The sequence below is a fragment of the Desulfovibrio sp. An276 genome, assembly GCF_002159665.1.
GTDB classification, from domain to species: domain Bacteria; phylum Desulfobacterota; class Desulfovibrionia; order Desulfovibrionales; family Desulfovibrionaceae; genus Desulfovibrio; species Desulfovibrio faecigallinarum.
Genome location: NZ_NFJC01000024.1, coordinates 13,289 through 30,153, shown reverse-complemented (window position 1 = coordinate 30,153; position 16,865 = coordinate 13,289). Strand labels below are relative to the sequence as shown.

15 protein-coding genes are annotated in these 16,865 nt (G+C 58.9%); 3 read left to right on the top strand and 12 right to left on the bottom strand.

The window, feature by feature from the left end; all coding sequences use genetic code 11:
- Positions 1-6: 6 nt before the first annotated feature.
- Complete coding sequence (locus B5F76_RS10130) at positions 7-771, bottom strand: TlyA family RNA methyltransferase (protein WP_087354081.1); 765 nt, start codon at positions 769-771, stop codon at positions 7-9.
- Positions 772-1,126: 355 nt separating this feature from the next.
- Between B5F76_RS10130 and rpmE the strand changes: the two genes are divergently transcribed.
- The 3 genes from rpmE to prfA all read left to right on the top strand — a co-directional run bounded on the left by rpmE (position 1,127) and on the right by prfA (position 3,515).
- The gene (gene rpmE, locus B5F76_RS10125) at positions 1,127-1,339 is read left to right on the top strand and encodes a 50S ribosomal protein L31 (RefSeq protein ID WP_087354078.1); all 213 of its coding nucleotides are present in this window, start codon (positions 1,127-1,129) and stop codon (positions 1,337-1,339) included.
- A 37-nt stretch (positions 1,340-1,376) separates the two neighbouring features.
- Positions 1,377-2,315 carry a DUF1385 domain-containing protein gene (locus B5F76_RS10120; RefSeq protein WP_087354074.1) on the top strand — a complete coding sequence of 313 codons (939 nt, stop codon included), beginning with the start codon at positions 1,377-1,379 and terminating at the stop codon, positions 2,313-2,315.
- A gap of 129 nt (positions 2,316-2,444) precedes the next feature.
- Positions 2,445-3,515 carry a peptide chain release factor 1 gene (gene prfA / locus B5F76_RS10115; RefSeq protein WP_087354070.1) on the top strand — a complete coding sequence of 357 codons (1,071 nt, stop codon included), beginning with the start codon at positions 2,445-2,447 and terminating at the stop codon, positions 3,513-3,515.
- A 106-nt stretch (positions 3,516-3,621) separates the two neighbouring features.
- On the opposite strand, the gene B5F76_RS10110 is transcribed toward prfA, so the two are convergent.
- The 11 genes from B5F76_RS10110 to mutY all read right to left on the bottom strand — a co-directional run bounded on the left by B5F76_RS10110 (position 3,622) and on the right by mutY (position 16,739).
- The gene (locus B5F76_RS10110) at positions 3,622-4,689 is read right to left on the bottom strand and encodes a hypothetical protein (RefSeq protein WP_204218381.1); all 1,068 of its coding nucleotides are present in this window, start codon (positions 4,687-4,689) and stop codon (positions 3,622-3,624) included.
- Between the two features lie 79 nt (positions 4,690-4,768).
- Entirely contained in the window at positions 4,769-7,009 is a 2,241-nt protein-coding gene (pnp, locus tag B5F76_RS10105) for a polyribonucleotide nucleotidyltransferase (protein ID WP_087354067.1), read from the bottom strand.
- A 211-nt stretch (positions 7,010-7,220) separates the two neighbouring features.
- Positions 7,221-7,484: a 30S ribosomal protein S15 gene (rpsO, locus tag B5F76_RS10100; RefSeq protein WP_162608796.1), complete on the bottom strand. Its 264-nt coding sequence runs from the start codon at positions 7,482-7,484 to the stop codon at positions 7,221-7,223.
- Between the two features lie 35 nt (positions 7,485-7,519).
- The gene (truB, locus tag B5F76_RS10095; RefSeq protein ID WP_239407023.1) at positions 7,520-8,431 is read right to left on the bottom strand and encodes a tRNA pseudouridine(55) synthase TruB; all 912 of its coding nucleotides are present in this window, start codon (positions 8,429-8,431) and stop codon (positions 7,520-7,522) included.
- Between the two features lie 90 nt (positions 8,432-8,521).
- The gene (locus tag B5F76_RS10090; RefSeq protein WP_087354062.1) at positions 8,522-9,535 is read right to left on the bottom strand and encodes a DHH family phosphoesterase; all 1,014 of its coding nucleotides are present in this window, start codon (positions 9,533-9,535) and stop codon (positions 8,522-8,524) included.
- On the bottom strand, positions 9,522-9,812 hold the full coding sequence (locus B5F76_RS10085) for a DUF503 domain-containing protein (RefSeq protein WP_087354059.1): 291 nt from the start codon (positions 9,810-9,812) through the stop codon (positions 9,522-9,524). Before B5F76_RS10085 ends, B5F76_RS10090 begins: the two co-directional genes overlap by 14 nt.
- A 93-nt stretch (positions 9,813-9,905) precedes the next feature.
- Entirely contained in the window at positions 9,906-12,848 is a 2,943-nt protein-coding gene (gene infB / locus B5F76_RS10080; RefSeq protein WP_087354056.1) for a translation initiation factor IF-2, read from the bottom strand.
- Positions 12,829-13,041, bottom strand: a complete 213-nt coding sequence (locus tag B5F76_RS10075; protein ID WP_239407025.1) for a YlxR family protein — start codon at positions 13,039-13,041, stop codon at positions 12,829-12,831. The genes infB and B5F76_RS10075 overlap by 20 nt, the downstream gene beginning before the upstream one ends.
- 19 nt (positions 13,042-13,060) lie before the next feature.
- Positions 13,061-14,374: a transcription termination factor NusA gene (gene nusA / locus B5F76_RS10070; RefSeq protein WP_087354050.1), complete on the bottom strand. Its 1,314-nt coding sequence runs from the start codon at positions 14,372-14,374 to the stop codon at positions 13,061-13,063.
- 158 nt (positions 14,375-14,532) lie between these two features.
- The gene (locus tag B5F76_RS10065) at positions 14,533-15,183 is read right to left on the bottom strand and encodes a ribosome maturation factor RimP (RefSeq protein ID WP_087354047.1); all 651 of its coding nucleotides are present in this window, start codon (positions 15,181-15,183) and stop codon (positions 14,533-14,535) included.
- 374 nt (positions 15,184-15,557) lie between these two features.
- On the bottom strand, positions 15,558-16,739 hold the full coding sequence (gene mutY, locus B5F76_RS10060) for an A/G-specific adenine glycosylase (RefSeq protein WP_239407022.1): 1,182 nt from the start codon (positions 16,737-16,739) through the stop codon (positions 15,558-15,560).
- Positions 16,740-16,865: the final 126 nt, after the last annotated feature.

The window sequence follows — 16,865 nt, the reverse complement described above, 5'->3', positions numbered from 1 at the left end:
CGGGGCCTAATGCTTGCGCATGAGGGCCAGGTATTCCTGATTGCCCTTGGGACCCTTGATGGCTGCCGGCACAACGCTCAGGCAGTCGAGGCAAAGGACGTCCCTGGCAAAGGTCACGACCTTGTCTATGGCCTGCTTGCGGGCCTCTTCGCTGCGCACAACACCCTTGACCGTCTGTCCCGGACCCAACTCGAACTGGGGCTTTATGAGGGCAGCGACGTAGCCTCCCGATTTCAGCCAGGTCATGCAGGGTTCAAGCACAAGGGTCAGGGAAATAAAGCTCACGTCCGCAACCACGATGTCCACGGGTTCGGGGATGAGCTCCGCCTGTGCCGTGCGCAGATTGACGCCTTCGAGGTTGATGACCCTTGGGTCTGCTCTTAGCTTTTCGTGCAGCTGGTTCTTGCCCACATCAACGGCATAGACCCTTGTTGCGCCACGCTGCAAAAGGCAGTCCGTAAAGCCGCCTGTGGAGGCGCCTGCGTCAAGGCACACGTAGCCTGTGACATCAAGGCTTGCGTCTTCTAAAATGGTCAAAAGCTTGTAGGCCCCGCGGCTCACGTACTGTTCCTGCCCCGTCAGGGCAAAGACAGTGTCCCTTGGGAACATGTGGCCTGGCTTGTCTACCCGCACGGGAAGAGCCTTGCTGCCTTCCTTTGGCATGACCTGTACCTGTCCTGCCATGATGAGACGCTTTGCCTGTTCGCGGCTTTCCGAAAGTCCCTGTTCGTGGACAAGCTGATCCGCCCGTATCTTTGTGTGTGCTGTCATGGCAAAGCCTACTACCTTTTGCAGTACGGGAAGGCAAGGGGCTTTTCGCATATGTTTTTGGATGCAGGGGTGAGGACAAACCCTAAAGCAACGGAAAATTGTGCGCCTCAAGCGTATGAAAAGCGCAATTGTGGCGGAAAAGTGGCTTTTCCAGGGCTTGCCACTTCTGTTGTTTTGATCTATTAGAGCTTTCCTTTACGGCACCCTGTCTCATGTCCGCAGTACTTCCGAGGGCGCAATATGCGGCTTTCGATGACTGCACAAGGACAGATGCGGCAGCAAGACCGTGGGTATGAGCAGAAAGCTCGAGATGCCGGTACGTCCGGCATTTTAGATAACATTTGTAGAGGTTATGATGAAAAAAGATATCCAGCCCAAAGTCTACAAGGCCACAATCACTTGTGCCTGCGGCAACAGCGAGCAGGTCCTTTCCACCAAGGGCGAACAGGTGCATGTCGAAGTCTGCTCTGCCTGCCATCCCTTCTTCACTGGCAAGCAGCGCTTCCTTGACACTGCCGGCCGCATCGACCGCTTCCGCAAGAAGTACGCCAAGTTTGAAAAAAAGTAGCCTTTTTTGTCTAAGCGCCCTCCTCGCTGCAGATGACATGCCCCTTGTGGGCGGTCAGGCTGTGCTGGAGGGCGTTATGATGCGTAATGGCACAGCCTACGGCCTCGGAGCAAAGCTGAAAAGCGAAATTGTCGGGGAGCGGAGGCTGTGGTCTTCGTTTTTGTCCGAAAGAATTCGCACAACGCGTTTTCTGCGCGGCTTTCCGGTCCTTGTGGAAACACTGATCAACGGTATCAAGACCCTGAACCGTTCGGCAGAGCTGCAGGGGCAGGATGACGGCAAGCCCATGGAAGGCTGGCATCTGGCAGTGACGCTTATTGTGTCCATTGCCTTTGCCCTGCTCCTGTCCCTGGTGTTGCCCCATGGTCTCACCTGGCTTTTGACAGTGGCAGGCATTTCCGGAGACGTGAGCGGCGTTTCCTTCCAGCTGTGGGACGGGCTTTTCAAGCTGCTCATCCTGATGATCTATATCCTCGCCATACGGCGCGTTCCGGAAATAAAACGCGTCTTTCAGTACCATGGCGCGGAGCACAAGACCATCCATGCCTTTGAAACCGGGAAACCCGTGGACGCGGACCTTGCCGCTGCACAAAGTCGCCTGCACCCGCGCTGCGGCACAACCTTTCTGCTCTTCGTTGTCTGTGTTTCGGTTTTGAGTCACGCGCTCCTTGTGCCCCTGCTTTTGCATTTCTGGACTCCGGAAAGCGAGCTTGTGAGGCACGGGGGAACGATTTTCTTCAAGCTTCTTTTGATAGCCCCCATTGCCAGCCTGTCCTATGAGCTCATCCGGGCCACGGCCCGCATGAAGGACGGGAAATGCGCAGCCTTGCTCCGTACGCCGGGCCTGCTTTTGCAGAAACTCACCACTGCCGAACCCGAGAGGGAACAGCTTGAAGTGGCCCTTGTGGCCCTGAGGGAGGCCCTGGGCGACAATACGCCCTACGAGGTGAGGACAGTACCCTACAAGCGCCTTTAGGACGTGATTTCGCAAAGGAAGCGCGCAAGGGAAGAGGCGGAAAACAAGAGCTTTCAAGCATAAGGCCCACGAGACAATCGCGGGCTTTTTTGCCTGTCCCGCACCAGGGGACGATGTGGGAGGATATACATGTTTGCCAAACTCGAAGGTCTGGAAAAGAAATACATGGAACTGGAGAAATCCCTTTCCGATCCGGACGTCTATTCGGATCAGGACCAGTTTCGCAAGCTGAGCAAGGCCCATGCCGATCTGAAGGATGTGGTCGAACTTTTCCGCAAATACCGTTCCATAAAGACGCAGATCGAGGAAAACCGCCAGCTGCTTCATGACCCCGATCCCGACATCAAGGCCATGGCGCAGGAAGAATTGCACGAGCTGGAGGAAGAACTCCCCAAGATTGAGTACCAGCTCAAGGTGCAGCTCATCCCCAAGGATCCTCTGGACGAAAAGAACACCATTCTGGAAATTCGTGCAGGAACAGGTGGCGAAGAGGCTGCTCTCTTTGCCGCGGATCTGTTCCGCATGTATTCGCGCTACGCCGAACTCAAGGGCTGGAAGGTCGAAATCATGAGCGAATCGCCGACTGAAGCCGGCGGTTACAAGGAAATCATCTGCCTTATTTCCGGCGACAAGGTGTACAGCCACCTGAAGTACGAGGCCGGCGCCCACCGCGTGCAGCGCGTGCCTGTCACCGAAACCCAGGGCCGTATCCACACCTCTGCTGCCACAGTGGCAGTCATGCCCGAAGCAGAGGAAGTGGACGTGGATATCCGTCCCGAGGACCTCAAGATAGACGTGTACAGGGCCTCCGGAGCAGGCGGTCAGCACGTGAACAAGACAGAGTCCGCGGTGCGCATAACCCACATTCCCACAGGCCTTGTGGTCACCTGCCAGGACGAGCGCAGTCAGCACAAGAACAAGGCCCGCGCCATGAAGGTTCTGGCCTCAAGGCTGCTTTCCCTGGAGCAGGAGCGCCAGAGCAGCGAACAGGCCGCAGACAGGCGCGCCCAGGTGGGATCGGGCGATCGTTCCGAGCGCATCCGCACCTACAACTTCCCCCAGGGACGCTGCACGGATCACCGCATCAATCTGACCCTGTACAGCCTCGATCGCATCATGGAAGGCGAAATCGATCCCCTGCTCGAAGCCCTCTCCCAGGCAGCCCAGGCAGAAGCCCTGAAGGCAGAGGCAAGCGTCTAGCCAACCAATGTTTTCTGTCTGGCCCTATGGGGCAGATAAAGCAAAAAGGCCCATTCCCAACTGATGTTGGGAATGGGCCTTGAATTTTATGCGCTGTTGCCCCTGGCTACTTGTCCTGGGAAACAGGGGCCGGATGGGGCATGTCTCTTTCAAGGTCTGCCGGCATGGGCTGGGTTTGATCTTCCATGTCTATGACGCGGCCCTGCAGCCACACATAGGCATCGATCTCGTCGCCTGCTGCGGGCACGTAGTCCTTGAGCACGCTCTTGGGGGCGTAGACAGGCAGGATCAGGGGCTGATGCTCCTCGAAGGGGAATTCCAGATAGAGGATCCACACGGGCATCTTGTCGAGCTTGTGTTCCTCGACCTGCATGATCCTGGCCCTCAGCTCGTATTCGCCAAAGCTGCGCCCGGGGAAGATGAGATGGCGGCCAGCCATGGGGATCTTCAGGGGAGGCACGTCAAGGCGACCCTTTCCGGGATTCTCCTCAAGCCATTTTGCGGCATGGCTTTCGTAGTAGGGGCCCTGGGTGATGGTCAGCTCGTCCAAAAGGGCCTTGCGCACGCTGAAGGCAAGACCTGCCACAAGGAAGGTCTGCATGACACCTTCGGTCAGATCCTGACGGTCGCGCTCGTAGAGCGGATCGTAGAACCACATGGGGCTGTGGTCCTCGTCCACCTGGGCTGCCACATTGGCGCCGTGTCCTTCCTTCCAGGGATGCACCTCGGCCACGGTGAGATCATTGGGCAGGCCCTGCAGAAGCGGGAATGCGTCCACGGGATGCATCTTGTCGCCCTCGGGGCCGGCAACCAGCACTGCTGCGCGCACGGGCTCTTCCTTGGGCCAGGCCATGAGAACATAGTCAGTGACATTGTTCTCGCTGTCCTTGTTCTGCCAGCGCCAGGTGGGACGGGTGCCGCCGGCATTGAGCACTGTGGCAATGACCTGGGACATGAGATTGGCGGGATTTGCGCCAAGCAGGACTGCCCAAGGCATGCCAAGGCCTTCGAAGTGCATTCTGTTCTTGCCACTGAGCCTGTCCTTCACCTCTTCGGCAGAGGGCACGCGCTCACCAGGAGCGTCCGTAGCGGTGTCATCCTGTATGCCCTGGACGGGAGCATCAGTCTGTGCAGGCTGTTCAGCCTGTTGAGCCTCTTTCTTGAGTTTGGCCATGAGAGAACTTCTCCTTTAGGCTTGCGGGATGCCCCGCAAGGGGCCTGGCAGGCCAAAGCCTGCCAGGGAGCGATGTTCTTTAGCGCCTGTCGCGATGTCCGCCGCGGGGGCCACCGCTTCTGGGCTTGCCGCCACGTCCTTCGCGGCCTTCACGCCCTTCCGAGCTTCTGGCCGGACGGGAGGTCTCCTCGGGATTCCATGGGTGTCCCTGCTCTTCGAGAAGAACTGCCCTGCGGCTTGCGCGAATGCGATCGCCGTTGATTTCGATGACCTTGACCTTCATCTCCTCGCCAAGGGACACAAAGCCTGCCACCTGGGGCACGCGGCCGATGTCAAGCTGGGAGATGTGCACCAAAGCTTCCACGTTGGGCAAGATTTCCACGATGCAGCCAATTTCCAAAAGCTTCTTCACCTTGCCCACATAGTCCTTGCCCACTTCCGCATGCTGATCGTAGTAGGAGATCATTTCGCAGGCGCGCTTTAAGGAATCTGCAGTGGGGGCAAAGATGGAGACCTTGCCGCTGTCGTCGATGTCCACGGAGGCACCGGTGGCAGTGGTGATGGCCTTGATGTTCTTGCCGCCAGGGCCAATGATGAGGCGGATGATGTCGGGATTGACGAAGATTTCCTTGTGCTGCGGGGCATAGGGAGAGATGGTCGGACGGGGTCCGGGCAGGACCTTGGCCATTTCGCCAAGGATGTGCATGCGACCCTCGTGGGCCTGGCGCATGGCTGCACGCATGATGTCCGTGGACAGGCCTTCCACCTTGATGTCCATCTGGATGCCGGTCACGCCCTCGGCTGTGCCGGCCACCTTGAAGTCCATGTCGCCCATGGCGTCTTCGTCACCAAGGATGTCGGTGAGGATGATGAACTGATCCCCTTCCTTGATAAGGCCCATGGCAACGCCGGCAACGGGAGCGGAAATCGGCACACCTGCGTCCATGAGGGAGAGGCAGCCGCCGCACACTGCGGCCATGGAGGAGGAGCCGTTGGACTCCATGGTTTCCGAGACCACGCGGATGGTGAAGGGGAAGCTGTCGTCCTGGGGCAGGATGGGACGCAGGGACTTTTCTGCCAGGGCACCGTGGCCCACTTCGCGGCGGGACAGGCGCACGGGCTTCACTTCGCCGACCGAGAAGGGCGGGAAGTTGTAGTGCAGCATGAAGGATTTGGTGATATCGCCGCCAAGGCCGTCCGTGCGCAGCTCGTCCGTGGTGGAGCCTAAGGTGGTCACGGCAAGGCTCTTGGTCTCGCCGCGGCGGAAGATGGCGGAACCGTGGGTGCGGGGCAAAACGCCTGCCTGAATCTGGATGGGACGCACGGTTTTTGTGTCGCGGCCGTCGATGCGCAGGCCCTCGGTCACGATGCGCTTGCGCACAAAGGCCTTTTCGTTGGCAGCGATGAGATCCGGCACCTCGGCCAGAGCCTCGGGCTTTTCGGCCCAGGCGGGATCAGCCACAAGCTCTGCCATGACAGCGTCCTTCACGGCCTTGCGGGCGTTCTTGCGCTCGAGCTTTTCGGGGATGATCATGGCCTTTTCAAGGCCAGCCTTTGTGCACAGCTCTGCCACGCGGGCCACGAGCACGGGATCGTCCTCGTGGGGGGTGAAGGGCATCTTTTCCTTGCCAGCCTTCGCGCGCAGCTCTTCCTGGGCCTTGATGAGGGGTTGCACCTCGACGCGGCCCCATTCGAGGGCGTCGATGAGGATGTCCTCGGGCACGAAGTGTGCCTCGCCCTCGACCATGGTCAGGGCGGTGGCGGAAGCTGCGAACACAAGGTCCACGTCGCTCTTCTTCCTTTCCTCAAGGGTGGGATTGAGCACGAACTTACCGTCTATGCGGCCCACGCGGGCGCCCACGACAGGTCCGTCAAAGGGCAGGGAGGAAAGGTGCAGGGCAGCGGAGGCGCCGCTCATGGCCAGAATGTCGGGATCGTTTTCCTGGTCTGCGGAAAGGACAGTTGCCAGAACCTGCACGTCCTGCAGAAGGCCCTTGGGGAAGAGGGGACGGATGGGACGGTCGATGAGGCGGGAAACCAGGGTCTCGCGCTCGGAGGGGCGTCCCACCTCGCGGCGGAAGAAGTTGCCGGGAATGCGTCCTGCAGCGTACATGCGCTCGGAGTATTCCACGGTGAGAGGGAAAAAGCCCTTGCTTGTTTCCAGTGTCTGCGAGCAGACGGTCACAAGGACCACAGTGCCGCCGCACTGAACCCAGACAGCGCCGTCGGCCTGGTTGGCTATGCGGCCGGTCTCGAAGATGTAGTCCTTGCCAAAGAGATTGGCGGTCACGCGGACCGGATTGAAAATGTCGTTTGTCATGCGTCAAAGGCCCAAAAGGGGCCAGTCCTCCGTAAAAAACAGGTGACAGCCTGATCCTTTGGCATTGAGCAGGGGGACTCCGGGAAGGGCAGGAAGAGTCTTCTTCCTGATCTTCCCGGATACCCCTGGTTGTCCTGGCAAGGTTCAGGCAGTCACAAACAAGACAAAAGGGGCCCCGGACTAGCCTTGGGCCCCTTGATGAAAAAAGCGGTTACTTGCGCAGTCCGAGCTTCTCGATAAGGGCACGGTAGCGCTGAATGTCCTTCTTCTTGAGGTAGTTGAGGATGTTGCGGCGACGGCCGACCATCTTCAAAAGACCTGTACGAGAGTGGAAGTCCTTCTTGTGGACCTTGAAGTGGGCGGTCAGACCCTCGATGCGGGCTGTCAGAAGGGCAACCTGCACTTCCGGCGAACCGGTGTCGCCTTCGTGTTTGGCATGAGCGTCAATAACCGTCTTCTTGGCAATAGGATCCATAGCCACAGCAGTTCTCCTGGTGTTGTAAAAGGTTGTTAGGACCAAAGCCCCCTGGCTACTGTCAGTCTTGCACCGTCTGTCACTTTCGCAAGAGCCAGAACCCCGCCCTCGTCCTTCAAGAGCACGTTTTGTGCGCCACGAAGGTCCTGGGGACAGGGAATGGACATGCCGTTGCGAACCCTTGCAGCGTGCTCACTGCTCACGGAAAGGACCGGCCACTCGGGCAGTGCTTCCTCTATGGAATGCACATGCCGTGAAAGGCCCTGGGGATCCGCATTCAGCTCGTCCAGCGTCACGGACTGGTTGAGACCAAAGGGGTGGCTGTATTCCCGTGTCAGCCTTGTCAGTGTTGCTCCGCACCCAACTCGCATCCCCAAGCTGTGGGCCAGGGATCGTATGTATGTGCCGGAACTGCACGTGACACGGAAATGGACAAGCGGAAGTTCCATGGAAAGGACTTCCGCACGAAAGATGTGTACATTCTTGAGCTTGACAGGCACGTCCCTGCCTGCCCTGGCCAGTCTGTACAGGGGCTGACCATTGCTCTTGGCTGCCGAATAGGGGGGCACGATCTGTTCGAGCTCGCCCTCGAAGGAGGATATGACATTTGCTACGTCTTCGGCGCGCACATCCTGCCAGGGCTTTTCTGAAACAGTCCTGCCCTCCGCGTCCCATGTGTCGGTTTCAAGGCCAAGGCGCGCTGTTGCGCTGTAGACCTTGCAACCGGCCTCAAGCAGATAGTTGGAAATCCTGGTGGCTGCGCCGAGAAGCAGAAGCAGCACACCATCCGCCATGGGATCGAGGGTGCCGGCATGGCCGATCTTCTTCTGGCCAAGGCGCTTGAGCACAGAAAGGCAGCGATTGGACGTGGGGCCCGAGGGCTTGTTGAGCACAAGCACGCCGTGCTGTTGCGCCGGAATTTGCATGGTCTGGGTAGAAGATGGCATAGGGGAAGACCTATAGGGGCATTTTGTGCAAAAGTCAAAAGCTGCAAGGTGCGCAAACAGCCTTTTTTGCATTTTGAACCAGAAAAAAATCTAGGCTCCTTGCGATGCGAGGCTTTGGGCAATGGTGCGTCGCAAAAGCTCGGAAGCCCGCTCGAGGCTCATGGCAAGGGTGCCGCCTGCAGCGTTGCGGTGGCCTCCGCCGCCAAGCGAGGAGGCAATGGCGTTCACGTCCATGTCCTCTACGGAGCGCAGGCTGAACTTGCACACATCAAGGTTCTGTTCGCGAAGGAAACAGGCAATCCTGACAGAGCGCAGTTCGCGCATGTGTTCCACAAAGCCTTCCGTATCCTCGCTCTTGCAGCCGTACCTTTCAAGAAGGTCAAGGGGAAGGATACACATGGCAAGCTTGTCTTCCTGCTCGAGCGTAAGCCTTTCCGACATCTTCCCCCACAGCTTCATGCGCGCAAGAGACCAGTTCTTCTCAAGGCTTTCGCGCAGTCTATGTATGGAAGCGCCGTGGCTTTCGAGAAAGGCAGCCAGGGCAAAGACGGCTGGCGAGGCGTTGGCGTGGCGAAAACCGCCTGTGTCTGTCACAAGGCCAAGCGCAAGAGCGCTTGCGATCTCGGGCGTAAACTCGGCACCTGCCTTGCGCAAAACGCTTGCCAGAAGCTGCGTTGTGGAGGCAGCCTCTGGCTCCACAAAACTCGCAATGGTACCCATGCCCTGCCCATGGTGGTGATCGATGTTGATGCAGGAAAGATCCGCCATGGCTTCGGAAAGTTCCTCGCCAAGGCGGGCAGGAACGCCGCAGTCGAGGGCAATGAGGGCCCTTGGCTCGAAGGGCAGGGCGGAAAGGGTCTTGTACACAGGGTAGGGCAGGGGCACAAAGTCGTAGTTGCCGGGCACGCCAAAGGGCGCAAAAAGGGCAAAGCGCTTGTGTTTTTGCTCAAGAAAGTGCGCCATGGCAAGAATGGAGCTCAACGCATCGCCGTCAAGGCGCACGTGGGCTGCCACAAGGTAGTTGTCGTGGTCGAGCAGGGCCTGCGCGGCCCTTGCTGCCCCGTCCTGCCAGGCGGTGGGAAAGGCCAAATCAGTCAGCATCATAGAGTTCAAAGCTTGAATCAACGAGTTTTTCTCCCGCAACGGCCTCCATCATGAGCAGACACTTGTCCATGCGGCTGCGCAGATGTCGCTCGGAATTGGAAAGGGAGATGACGGAAAGACGCAGCCTTGTCAGACTGTTCTCCGTCCCGTCCTCGGCCACGGCCACATTGAAGCGATTGCGCGTCTTCTGTTTCAGGCTGTTAGCCACGCGGCGCTTGGCCTTCAGGTTGTCGTTGCCGTCCAGGGAAAATTCGACAATGAGATGCCCAATCAACATAAGGAAAAAAGAAGCAAACGGGGAAGGGTGTGGTACCCTTCCCCGTACTGCAAAGGGATGAGTGAGGAAGGAGACTCTAACCTTGATGCCGGTCTAGAGAGTTGCTGCTTCCTGCACGGTTTCGAAGGCTTCGATAATGTCGCCTGCCTTGATGTCGTTGAATTTGTCGAGGCCAATGCCGCACTCGTTGCCGCGCAGGACTTCCCTTGCATCGTCCTTGAAGCGCTTGAGCGAGCTTATGCGGCCTGTGTAGACCACGACACCGTCACGCAGGAGGCGAACCTGTGCGTTGCGGGAGACCTTGCCGTCCGCCACATAGGAACCGGCAATGGTTCCGACCTTGGGCAGGGAGAAGGTCTGACGCACTTCGGCCTGGCCAAGGTAGACTTCCTTTTCCACAGGGGCCAGAAGGCCTGCCATGGCGCTCTTCACATCGTCCACCAGCTTGTAGATGATGTCGTAGAAGCGGATGTCCACATTCTCGTGTGCGGCAATGTCCTTGATGCGGGCAGTAGGACGCACGTTGAAGCCGATGATGATGGCCTGGGACGCGGAGGCAAGCATGATGTCCGATTCGGAAATGGCGCCCGTTGCCCCGTGGACAACGTTGACCGAAACCTTGTCTGTGCCAGCCTTGCGCATGGCGTCCTGCACGGCTTCGAGGGAGCCCTGCACGTCCGCCTTGACCACAAGGTTCAAAGTCTTCTTCTCTTCGCCTGCGGTGGAGGCCAGGAAGGTTTCCAGTGTTACCTTGGTTTCGCTGGCAAGTTCCTTTTCGCGCTGCAGCACTGCACGGGCGTCGGCAATGCGGCGGGCAACCTTTTCGTCAGCCACGGAGGCAAAGACCTCGCCTGCATCCGGCACACCGGTAAAGCCCTGCACTTCCACGGGGATGGAGGGACCGGCCTCGCGCACCTTCTTGCCCTGATCGTTCAGAAGAGCACGCACGCGTCCGGAGAAGGTGCCGCAGACAAAGTTGTCGCCCTGATGCAGGGTGCCTTCCTGAATGAGCACGGTAGCCACGGGGCCGCGACCCTTGTCCAGCTTGGCTTCGATGATGTGGCCTCTGGCGGGCTTGTCCGGATTGGCCTTGAGTTCCATGACCTCGGACTGCAGGGCCACGAGTTCGAGCAGTTCATCGAGGCCCTGATGGGTCTTGGCCGAAACCTTGGCAACGATGGTGTCGCCGCCCCACTCTTCGGGCTGAAGGCCAAGGGTGGAGAGTTCGGTGAGCACGCGGTCGGGATCTGCGCCGGGCTTGTCTATCTTGTTCACGGCCACGATGATCGGCACTTCGGCAGCCCTTGCGTGGTTGATGGCTTCCCTTGTCTGCTCCATGACACCGTCGTCTGCAGCGACAACCAGAATAACAAGGTCGGTTATCTGGGCGCCGCGGGCGCGCATGGCAGTGAAGGCCTCGTGACCGGGGGTGTCCAGGAAGACAACGTCGCCGTTTTTCGTATTCACGTGGTAGGCGCCGATGTGCTGCGTGATGCCGCCGGCTTCGCCGCTTGTCACGTGGGTCTTGCGGATGGCGTCGAGCAGGCTCGTCTTGCCATGGTCAACGTGGCCCATGATGGTGACAACGGGCGGACGGGGCTTGAGATCCTCGGGCCTGTCGGGAGTGGAATCCTCGAGGTAGTCCTTTTCCTCAAAGCCTGTTCTCTCGACCTCGTAGCTGAATTCCGAAGCAAGGATGGAGGCAGTGTCGAAATCGATGCTCTGGTTGATGGTGGCCATGATGCCAAGGTTGAAGAGCACCTTGATAAGCTCGTTGGCCTTGAGGCCCATCTGATGGGCCATGTCGGAGACACGGATGGTGCCGCCTTCCACGCGCACCTTGCGCTTGGCTGCCTTCAGAGGCTGGGTCACCTGGGCCGGAGCCTGGACCTGCTTCTTCTTGCGCGAGCGGGTGCTGCGCATGCGTGGAGCTTCGTTCTCGTCGTGGGCATCGAAGCCCATCTGCTGGAAGTCCACGGTGCGGCGGCCCTTGTTGCGCTTCTTCTTGCTCTGGCCGGAACGGCTGTCGTTGTCGGCAGGACCAAAGCCCATCATGTCGCCTGCGCGCGGAGCGCCACCCTGGGGCCTTGCACCGCCGGGTCTGCCCTGGCCACCACCGCTGCGACGCTGGCGGTTGTCGTCGGAACGACCTCCTGCGTCGCGGGGGGTACGCTGCTGGCGATCGTTATCGCGGGTGTTGTCGCGGCCATCACGTCCGCGACCGCCGCCGCGGCGCTCGCCATCACGCTCGTTGCGCTGCTGCTGGGGACGGGCCGGAGCAGGGGCAGGACGGGAAATGATGCGCACCTTGGGTGTTTCGAAGGGAGCTGCGCTTGCCTGGGGCTTTTTCTCCTTGGCCTTGGCATCCTTTGCTGCATCCTTCGGCTGTTCGGCCTTGGCGGGCTTTGATTCGGTGCCCTGGGCCGGGCGTCTGGAAGCGTCCTTTGCTGCCTCTGGCTGGGGCTTTTTCACCTGCTCGGGCTGGGATGTGGCAGCGGCTTCGGGCTTCTTCTGTGCCTGGGGCTCGGAGGCCTCAACCGGCTTGGCCTGCACATCGCTTGTCTGGACTGGGGCGGCTTCCCTTTGGGCCTGCTCGGCCTTTGGCTGAACAGCACTGGCCTGTTCGGTTTTGGGCTGCTCTGCCTTCGCCTGTTCGACTTTCGCTTGATCGACTGGTCTGCTGATGATCTTGGCCTTGACGGGCTCAATGATCTTGACCTTGGGCGCTGCGGGCTTTTCAGCCTGCCTTTGGACCTTTTCCACAGGCTTTTCGGTTGCCTGCTTTTCAGCCTCTGCCTTGGGTGCGTTTTCGACCTTTTCGGGCCTTGCACCGGGCTTGCGGCGGCGCACAATGACGTCCTTGTGGTCGGCGGGCTTTGCCAGACGCTTGCGCAGCTTTTCGGCCTCTTCCGCGGACAGGGCTGTCGAGGCGTTCTTGGCGTTGATGCCAGCTTCGCGGGCGGTATTGACTGCGGCCTGGTGGTCCACCTTCAGCTCGTCCGCAAGCTCTTGTATCTTAATTTTCTTTTCTTTCATGCTTCTTCCTCCCCGCGCGCCGTTTTGCCGGTCTGAATCTGGCAAGTCTTGTCTTGCAGGACTCTTGTTCACAGACATACCAGCCTCTTCCCGGTCTGGTCTTGTCCTCGTCCAGCGCGAGACACCCCTCTGGGGTCAGTGTGTAGCGCAAGAGATCGGTTTTCAAAAATCTTTGTCTGCAGATGACGCACATGCGCACCGGCCCGTCGGCACTATTCTGCCTGGCCTTCGTCATGCGCTTCCTCCCTGGACACATCGGCAGTCGCGTCGGGTTTTGCCCCGCCATCCTCGCCGGGATTGAGGAAATTGAGGGCCTGGCGCAAATGCTCAAGCTGACTTTCCGTCAGGGAAAGGGCAGCGACAAGTTCCTCGTCCGAGGCCTGGCGCAGCTTGTCCAGATCCGTGTAGCCTGCTTCCTGCAGGGAAGCGACGGGAATTTCCGCCACACCGGCCACCTGCTCCAGACTGTGCCCTGCGGCACTGGCCTCGTTGTAGCGGCTCTCTGTGAAGATATCCACTTTCCAGCCAAGGAGGCGTGCTGCCAGCTTGACGTTCTGGCCCTTGCGGCCGATGGCGTTGGTGAGCTGATCGTCCGGAACGATGACTTCGAGCTGGTTCTGGGGCTCGTCCACGATGATGCGCGAGACAAGGGCCGGAGCCAGGGCATTGCGGGCATAGGTTGCGATGTCGGCATTCCAGATCACGATGTCGATGCGCTCGCCGCGCAGCTCCTGCACAATGTTCTGGATGCGCGCTCCGCGCACGCCAACGCAGGCGCCCACAGCGTCCACCTCGCGCTCGCGGGAGTAGACAGCGACCTTGGCGCGGGAACCGGGATCGCGGGCAACGCCCATGATCTGGATGATGCCCTCGTCCACTTCGGGCACCTCGCGGTGGAAGAGTGCCGTGATGTAGTCCGGGTGGGATCTGGAGAGCACAACCTGGGGTCCGCGGCCTTCCCTGTGCACATCGATGATGATGGCCTGGATGTTGTCGCCGCGGCGGTAGTGTTCCTTGGAAATTTGCTGATCTCTGGGCAAAATGGCTTCGGTTCTGTCAAGATTGATGACGAAGCTGCTCTTTTCCCTGCGCTGCACGGAACCGGTGACGATTTCGCCAATGCGTTCCTTGTAGTCGTTGTAGATATTGGCCTGTTCGGCATCGCGCAGGCGCTGGATGATGACCTGCTTCGCGGACTGGGCGGCAATGCGGCCGAGATCCTGAATCTTGATGCGGAAGCCCATTTCGTCGTCGATCTGGACACTCTCGTCGAGCTTCCTGGCTTCGGTGAACTCTATTTCCCTGTCGGGATTGTCGAGCTCATCGTCCGGAACGACGATCTTGAACTGGTAGACCTCAATGTCACCGGTCTCCCTGTTGTAGCTCACCTCGACGCTCATGTCCTCGGCGTAGCGGCGCTGTACGGATGTGCGCACTGCGTCCTCAAGAGTCTCCACAAGAAGATCCGCGTCAATCGACTTGTCCTTGCAGATCTGATCAATGGCTTTTTTCAGTTCCTGGTTCATTCACTATCGGCGCGCGGTTTCTGCATGCAGAAAAGAAAGCGCCGCCTCCTCGCGTAGAGCGTGTATAAAGGTTTGCAGTATTCCGCTTTTGGACAAGGGCAATGCATTGGTCCTTGGCAAAAAGACCCTTGCGGAATAGCCTGCCTGTTTGCGATTTTTTATGATTTTTTGGATTTTTTCTGGGATTTGCCCTGACTCTTGCCTGGTCCCTTGCCTGGCTTTGCAGGCTTGCGGAAGACATGGATGCGGCTGACCCTGCGCGCCCTTGCAAAGGGAATGGTCACAGGATCGCTGTTCTCCCTCGTGATTTCACCCTCGCCGTCCACGCTTGCGGGGGCAAGGATAAAGCTCTCTTCGCCCACTTCCTCAAGAACACCCTTCCAGACGCGCCTTTTTTGGCCGTCCGGAGTAGGGGCAAAGAGTTCGCCCATGCGCGCCTCGACCATTTCACCCACATAGGGCTTCATCTGCTCGATACGGAAGAAGATACGGTTGAAGCCCGGGGTGGACACTTCCAGCGTGTAGGCGCGGTCAATGACATCCTCGGCGTCAAGGGCCAGGGAGAACTGGCGCGAAATGGCCTCGCACTGATCTACCGAGGCCGAGAGCAGGGCGATTTCCTCTGCGGGCTCGTCCGTATCCTGCATGTCTTCGAGAGGCTCTTCCTCCATGGCCGGAACCTCCACGAACAGGCGCACTGTCATGTGCTGACCGTCCAGGATTTCCAGTCCCCAGATTTCCAGTCCCTGTGCCTTCACTGCAGGCTGGGCGAGACGCAAAAGTGTGTTTTCAAGCTGGTTTCGGCTCATGATGGTCCTTGCTTTCGACGGTATTTGGGCCAAAAAAAAGGGTCCCTGCTATAGGCACCCTTCTGTGAACACCAACGGTTCTCAAATGGATGATTGGCGTGAACAGCTGCGACATGCAAGAGGCTGCCGGGGGCAGACTCTTGCCGCGAACAGTCTTTCAAAAGGGAATTTCGAAAGACCAAGAATGTTCACGTCAGCCTTCATCGTGGGCGGGGCAGGAATACTGTCCGCATTTCGGCCCTTCATGCCTTGGCATGGATAGGGCAGACCATGATGAAATGCGCTGTCCCAATACTTGCAACGAGCGCAAAAGTCAAGAAAAATGCACAATGTGGAAAAAATATGTGTTCCCTTGGGAGCGTCTTTGGACAGGGCTAATCCAGGGGGAGTTGGGGAAGGTTTGCCTTGGGACGCGTTTGCAGGGTTCCGTCAACAATGTGGAGGGAATTTGCCAGCTTGCGGTGTGCGGAGGGCATGGCGTAGCCTTCGAGCTCCTTCAGGGTGAGCCAGCGATAGTCGCTTGCCTCGCTCAAGCGCGGAGGCGCGGGAAAGTCGCAGTCGCAAGGCGAGCTTTCGGGCTTTGAGGCGAGTTCCAGGGCAAAGCAGTGCAGGGTCACGTGGTATTTTGTGTAGGCGTGTTTGATTGTGGCAAGTTTTGCAAGAATGCGCACGCGAAAGCCCGTTTCCTCGAAAAATTCTCGCACAACAGTCTCTGCGGGGCGCTCACCCTCCTCTATGCCGCCTCCGGGAAATTCCCAAAGACCTCCCCAGACGTCCTTTGGAAGACGCTTTTGCACGTAGATACGGGAATTGTGGAGAAGAACGCCAGAGGCCACGGTGATGGGAATGCGCTCCTGCCTTGCGGGCAGAACGGGGCGCAGGGTTACAGTGTTGCGCTGCAAGGAAAGACAGTACTTTTGCAGGGGGCAGACCCTGCAGTCGGGATTTTTGCCGCACACAAGGGCGCCCAGCTCCATCATGGCCTGATTGTGCAGACGACCGCACCCCTTTTGCAAAAAGGCATTGGCAAGCCTTGCAAGGGCTTCCTTTCCGTCCTTTTCGCGCACGCAAAGGTCCAGATCCGCAAGCCTTGCCACAACGCGCTCCACGTTGGCGTCGATGCAGGCCACATCCTCGCAGAAGGCAATGCTTGCTATGGCAGCAGCCGTGTAGGGGCCTATGCCGGGCAGGGCCCGGATGTCTTCCAGCTTCGAGGGAAAGACACCGTTGTGACGCTCCATGATGGTGCGCGCGGCTTTCAGGATATTGCGGGCCCTTGAGTAGTAGCCAAGGCCCTCCCAGGCCTTGAGCACCTCTTCTTCGGGGGCGCGTGCCAGGCTTGCAAGGTCGGGAAAGCGTTCCATCCAGGCAAGGTAGTAGGAAACGCCGCGCTCCATCTGGGTCTGCTGCAGCATGATTTCCGAAATCCATACTCCGTAGGGAGAGTAGTGCCTGCGCCAGGGAAGCGGGCGCATGTTGCGCTCAAACCAGGCAAGAAGATCCTTTTCCATGGCGCCAAAGTTCAGCGCACTGTCGGTCTGTTTTTTCTGTGGCATGCAATCTCTGAAAGAGGGGAGAAAAGATAGGGTGGACAGGAAGTGAGTATGGAAGCAGGGGCCATTTGGCTTCCCAAAAAAGCCCTTCGGCTCCATATTGTCAAGCATCGCTCCTTTGCGTACAGT